This is a genomic window from Streptococcus mitis, from assembly GCF_001579035.1.
Lineage (GTDB): Bacteria > Bacillota > Bacilli > Lactobacillales > Streptococcaceae > Streptococcus > Streptococcus mitis_J.
On sequence record NZ_KQ970287.1, the window covers coordinates 332,792 to 338,414 of the forward strand.

The window sequence follows — 5,623 nt, forward strand, 5'->3', positions numbered from 1 at the left end:
GTAACCATCCCACGAGAAGCTGTAGTCAATAAGCAAAAAGTTCAAGCTCAATCTAGAAATGGAAATAGTGATTATACTTCATTTGTATATGCAGTTCTCTCTATTGCAGAAGCTAATCCGGTAGGTCTAGTAACACGATGGGTTGCTCAAATAGATAATATCACACTAAAAACACTAAGAGATGAAGTAAGTGGAAAAGAACCAGCAGGAGAGTTTGAGGGATATAAATGGTTATCTAGTCGCCTAGAAGACGGTATTTTAACTCATACATTTGAGATAAATAGCGGAAACTTACCACCAGTAAACTTAATTCCGGAAAAACCAAGTGAGACTGAAAATCCAGTGATTCGTACAGTATGGCGCGATGAAAATGGAAAAGACTTGAAAACACCATCAGTTGAGAAGCAAGAAGCAGGTGAAGTTGAAGGCTATGAATTTGTTGAAAGCCACCGCGAAGGGGATAATTTGACAGTTCATGTGTTTAGAACAAAGAAATCTCAAACTCCAAGCCCAGCACCAGCTAAAGTCTCAGAACAAAAAGGTGAAGCAGTAGCTACATCAGAAAAGCCAGTAGAAAACGGAACATCTACAAACAAATCTGATAAAGCAGGATTACCAAACACAGGTACAGAAACCAATGCTAGCCTTGCGAGCGCTGGTATCATGACCTTGCTAGCTGGTTTAGGACTAGGCTTCTTCAAAAAGAAAGAAGATGAAAACTAGATTCTTGTGAGCAAATCATGAGAGAGAACAATTCCGTTCTCTCTTTTTTTTAATGCTACTGGCTTTCTTTTATTAGCTAGCAAGTTTTGAGAATAGAAAAATCAAAAGAACGTTTGTAACATAACTATTTTTATGTTACAAAATTTTAGCCAAACTATAAGTCCATGCAAAAAACCTTGATTTATGATAAAATAGTAGGTAAGAAGAACTCGATTTATATTAAATTAACATTTAAAGGAAAATTTTTATGGCTACTATTCAATGGTTTCCTGGTCACATGTCTAAGGCTCGTCGACAGGTGCAGGAAAATTTAAAATTTGTTGATTTTGTGACGATTTTGGTGGATGCACGCTTACCTTTATCTAGTCAAAATCCTATGTTGACCAAGATTGTTGGTGACAAACCAAAACTTTTGATTTTAAACAAGGCGGACTTGGCTGACCCAGCAATGACCAAAGAATGGCGTCAGTATTTTGAATCACAAGGAATCCAGACTCTGGCTATTAACTCCAAAGAGCAAGTGACTGTAAAAGTTGTAACAGATGCGGCCAAGAAGCTCATGGCTGATAAGATTGCTCGCCAGAAAGAACGTGGGATTCAGATTGAAACCTTGCGTACCATGATTATTGGAATTCCAAACGCTGGTAAATCAACTCTCATGAACCGTTTGGCTGGTAAGAAGATTGCCGTTGTCGGTAACAAACCAGGTGTGACCAAGGGACAACAATGGCTTAAAACCAATAAAGACCTGGAAATCTTGGATACACCAGGGATTCTATGGCCTAAGTTTGAAGATGAAACTGTTGCACTTAAACTAGCCTTGACTGGAGCTATTAAAGATCAGTTGCTCCCTATGGATGAGGTGACAATTTTTGGTCTTAATTATTTCAAAAAACATTATCCAGAAAAGCTAGCTAAACGCTTCAAACAAATGAAAATTGAAGAAGAAGCACCTGTTATTATTATGGACATGACCCGTGCCCTCGGTTTCCGTGATGACTATGACCGCTTTTACAGTCTCTTCGTGAAGGAAGTCCGCGATGGCAAACTTGGTAACTATACCTTAGATACATTGGAAGACCTAGATGGCGACGATTAAAGAAATCAAAGAACTCCTTGCTACGGTCAAGGAGTTAGAAAGCCCTATTTTTTTAGAGCTTAAAAAGGATAATCGCTCTGGAGTTCAAAAGGAAATCAGCAAGCGTAAAAAAGCCATTCAGGCAGAATTGGATGAGGATCTTCGTTTGGAATCCATGCTTTCCTACGAAAAAGAACTTTACAAGCAAGGATTGACCTTGATAGCAGGTGTTGATGAAGTAGGTCGTGGTCCCCTGGCTGGTCCTGTAGTCGCTGCAGCCGTCATTTTACCTCAAAATTGTAAGATTAAAGGCCTCAACGACAGCAAGAAAATCCCTAAAAAGAAACATCTGGAGATTTTTCAAGCCGTTCAAGAACAAGCCTTGTCGATTGGAATTGGTATCATGGATAATCAGGTCATCGACCAAGTCAATATCTATGAAGCAACCAAACTAGCCATGCAAGAAGCAATCTCCCAGCTCAGTCCTCAACCTGAGCACCTCCTGATAGATGCCATGAAACTGGGCTTACCCATTTCGCAAACTTCCATCATCAAAGGAGATGCCAATTCCCTCTCTATCGCAGCAGCTTCTATAGTAGCCAAGGTGACACGTGATGAATTGATGAAGGAATATGATCAGCAGTTTCCTGGCTATGATTTTGCTACTAATGCAGGTTATGGAACTGCTAAACACCTAGAAGGACTCGAAAAACTAGGAGTTACCCCAATTCACCGAACCAGCTTTGAACCCGTTAAATCACTGGTTTTAGGTAAAAAGAAAGTTAATTGAAAGGAGATACCATGGAGGAACAGTCGGAAATAGTCCGTTCTAAGAAAGAATTCGCCTTTGCCTCAAGTACTATATTATCCCAAGTTGGACGAGGAATCATTGTGGGACTCGTTGTCGGGCTCATCGTCGGATCCTTTCGGTTTTCAATCGAAAAAGGCTTCCACCTGATACAAGGACTTTATCAAGATCAAGCGCACCTAGTACGCAATCTTTTTGTACTGGTTTTGTTTTATTTATTCATCTGCTGGCTCAGTGCCAAACTGACACGCTCAGAAAAAGATATCAAGGGTTCTGGAATCCCTCAAGTCGAAGCCGAACTAAAAGGTCTCATGACCCTCAACTGGTGGGGCGTTCTCTGGAAAAAATATATTCTAGGAATTCTAGCTATTGCCAGCGGACTCATGCTGGGGCGTGAAGGGCCAAGTATCCAACTGGGAGCAGTTGGTGGTAAAGGAATTGCCAAGTGGCTCAAATCCAGTCCAGTAGAGGAACGTTCCTTGATTGCCAGTGGAGCTGCAGCAGGTTTAGCCGCTGCCTTTAATGCACCGATTGCTGGACTTCTCTTTGTGGTAGAAGAAGTCTATCATCACTTTTCACGCTTTTTCTGGGTCTCAACTCTAGCAGCCAGCATCGTAGCAAATTTTGTGTCTCTACTCATATTTGGCCTAACACCCGTACTGGATATGCCAGACAATATCCCACTCATGACCCTAGACCAGTATTGGATTTATCTCGTCATGGGAATTTTTCTAGGATTTTCTGGTTTTCTCTATGAAAAAGCTGTACTTAATGTTGGCAGAGTTTATGACTTGATTGGTCAAAAAATCCATTTGGATAGAGCTTATTATCCAATTCTGGCCTTCATTCTCATCATCTCAGTCGGAATTTTTTTACCCCACATCCTTGGTGGTGGAAATCAGCTGGTTCTTTCCTTAACTGAGCAAGATTTTAGTTTTCAAGTTCTATTAGCTTACTTTTTAATTCGCTTTATCTGGAGCATGATTAGTTATGGAAGTGGTCTTCCAGGAGGAATTTTCCTACCTATTTTGGCTCTCGGTTCCTTACTTGGCGCCCTAGTTGGTGTTATCTGTGTCAATCTTGGACTTGTCAGTCAAGAGCAATTCCCTATATTTGTCATTCTAGGAATGAGTGGTTATTTTGGAGCAATATCCAAGGCTCCCTTAACCGCCATGATCCTCGTAACTGAGATGGTAGGAGATATTCGCAACCTCATGCCACTTGGTCTTGTCACTCTTGTCTCTTATATTATCATGGATTTGCTCAAGGGTGCACCAGTCTATGAAGCCATGCTGGAAAAAATGCTTCCAGAAGAAGTATCCAGCGAAGGAGAAGTTACCCTTATCGAAATACCAGTTTCTGATAAGATTGCTGGAAAACAAGTACACGAACTCAACTTACCACACAACGTCCTCATCACTACCCAAGTGCATAATGGAAAGAGCCAAACAGTTAACGGCTCAACCAGAATGTATCTGGGTGATATGATTCACCTAGTGATTCCAAAAAGTGAAATTGGAAAAGTCAAAGATTTGTTGTTGTAGGGTTTATTTACATAATTTATGTTATGTAAATAGCTGACTTAATTTATTTAGAAAACCGATTCTCAGAAATGAGATCGGTTATTCTTTACTAACAAGATGTTTAACATCAAGTAATCGAACTTTGTTGAAAATAAGACTATAATTAAGTTAGAAATGATAAAGCATAAAGCTAGAAAGGAGTTTACTGTATCAAATCTGTACAGTAAGATTAAAATCATGAAAAAGAAAACGATAGCAATTATACAATGCATTTTGTATCTCATAGCTCCTTATATAGCTCTTCAGTTATGTAGTATGAACAGAAGTTTAGTAGGTGAGATTTTTATTATTTTCCTTATTCTGTTGACTATTTCATTCTGGTTTAGTATTTGGAAACTAGAAAAAGCACTAGCTAATGATTCACAATAGAAACTGCAAAGATTTAGATCTGTTTTACTCAGGTCTAAGTCTTTTTTAAACATCCCTACAACATTTTTCCGAAAAACTATAATTTTCTTGAAAAATAAATAAGTCTATGATATACTACTTGTAGACTTATTTATGGAGAAAATACATGAAACGTGAGATTTTACTGGAACGAATCGATAAACTAAAACAAATCATGCCCTGGTATGTACTGGAATACTACCAATCTAAGCTTGCTATTCCCTATAGCTTTACAACCTTGTACGAATACCTCAAGGAATATGACCGATTTTTCAGCTGGGTTTTGGAGTCTGGTATTTCAAACACTGATAAAATGTCCGATATTCCTTTATCAGTTTTGGAAAATATGTCTAAGAAAGACATGGAATCCTTTATCCTTTATCTACGTGAACGTCCCTTGCTGAATGCTAATACAACCAAACAAGGTGTTTCACAGACAACTATCAATCGAACCTTATCAGCACTTTCTAGTCTTTACAAGTATCTGACCGAGGAGGTTGAAAACGATCAGGGGGAACCTTATTTCTATCGTAATGTAATGAAAAAAGTTTCAACCAAGAAAAAGAAAGAAACGCTTGCTGCCAGAGCTGAAAACATCAAGCAAAAACTCTTTTTAGGTGATGAAACAGAAGGTTTTCTAACTTATATTGACCAAGAGTATCCACAACAACTTTCAAATCGAGCTCTTTCATCATTCAACAAAAATAAAGAACGTGATTTGGCCATCATTGCCCTTCTCTTGGCATCTGGCGTCCGCTTATCTGAAGCTGTTAATCTGGATCTAAGAGATCTCAATCTCAAGATGATGGTTATCGATGTCACTCGAAAAGGTGGCAAACGTGACTCGGTCAATGTCGCTGCCTTTGCAAAACCTTATTTAGAGAATTATCTGGCCATTCGAAATCAACGCTATAAGGCTGAAAAGACGGACATTGCACTCTTTCTAACTCTCTATCGAGGTGTCCCAAATCGTATCGATGCTTCTAGCGTTGAAAAAATGGTTGCTAAGTACTCTGAGGACTTCAAAGTCCGTGTAACCCCCCA

The 5,623-nt window shown here is 39.2% G+C and carries 5 protein-coding genes; all 5 read left to right on the forward strand.

The genetic code is table 11. The annotated features are described in order from the left end of the window. Window positions 1-723 (forward strand): LPXTG cell wall anchor domain-containing protein (locus SMIDD26_RS12265; RefSeq protein WP_167747482.1); only part of this gene is annotated, 723 nt, incomplete at its 5' end. Window positions 724-970: 247 nt separating this feature from the next. Then, window positions 971-1,822, forward strand: coding sequence for a ribosome biogenesis GTPase YlqF (gene ylqF / locus SMIDD26_RS06050; RefSeq protein ID WP_061439495.1), 852 nt, complete (start codon window positions 971-973; stop codon window positions 1,820-1,822). Continuing rightward, window positions 1,809-2,591, forward strand: a complete 783-nt coding sequence (locus tag SMIDD26_RS06055; RefSeq protein WP_061439497.1) for a ribonuclease HII — start codon at window positions 1,809-1,811, stop codon at window positions 2,589-2,591. The genes ylqF and SMIDD26_RS06055 overlap by 14 nt, the downstream gene beginning before the upstream one ends. A gap of 11 nt (window positions 2,592-2,602) precedes the next feature. Next, window positions 2,603-4,153: a ClC family H(+)/Cl(-) exchange transporter gene (locus SMIDD26_RS06060; protein WP_061439500.1), complete on the forward strand. Its 1,551-nt coding sequence runs from the start codon at window positions 2,603-2,605 to the stop codon at window positions 4,151-4,153. A 553-nt stretch (window positions 4,154-4,706) separates the two neighbouring features. Next, the coding region (gene xerS, locus SMIDD26_RS06070) for a tyrosine recombinase XerS (RefSeq protein ID WP_061439502.1) at window positions 4,707-5,623 on the forward strand (917 nt) is incomplete at its 3' end.

What these genes read in the sequence shown, in the direction of transcription:
- ylqF (WP_061439495.1), top strand. Translation starts at nt 971, where the DNA reads ATGGCTACTATTCAATGGTTTCCTGGTCACATGTCTAAGGCTCGTCGA.
- SMIDD26_RS06055 (WP_061439497.1), top strand. Translation starts at nt 1,809, where the DNA reads ATGGCGACGATTAAAGAAATCAAAGAACTCCTTGCTACGGTCAAGGAG.
- SMIDD26_RS06060 (WP_061439500.1), top strand. Translation starts at nt 2,603, where the DNA reads ATGGAGGAACAGTCGGAAATAGTCCGTTCTAAGAAAGAATTCGCCTTT.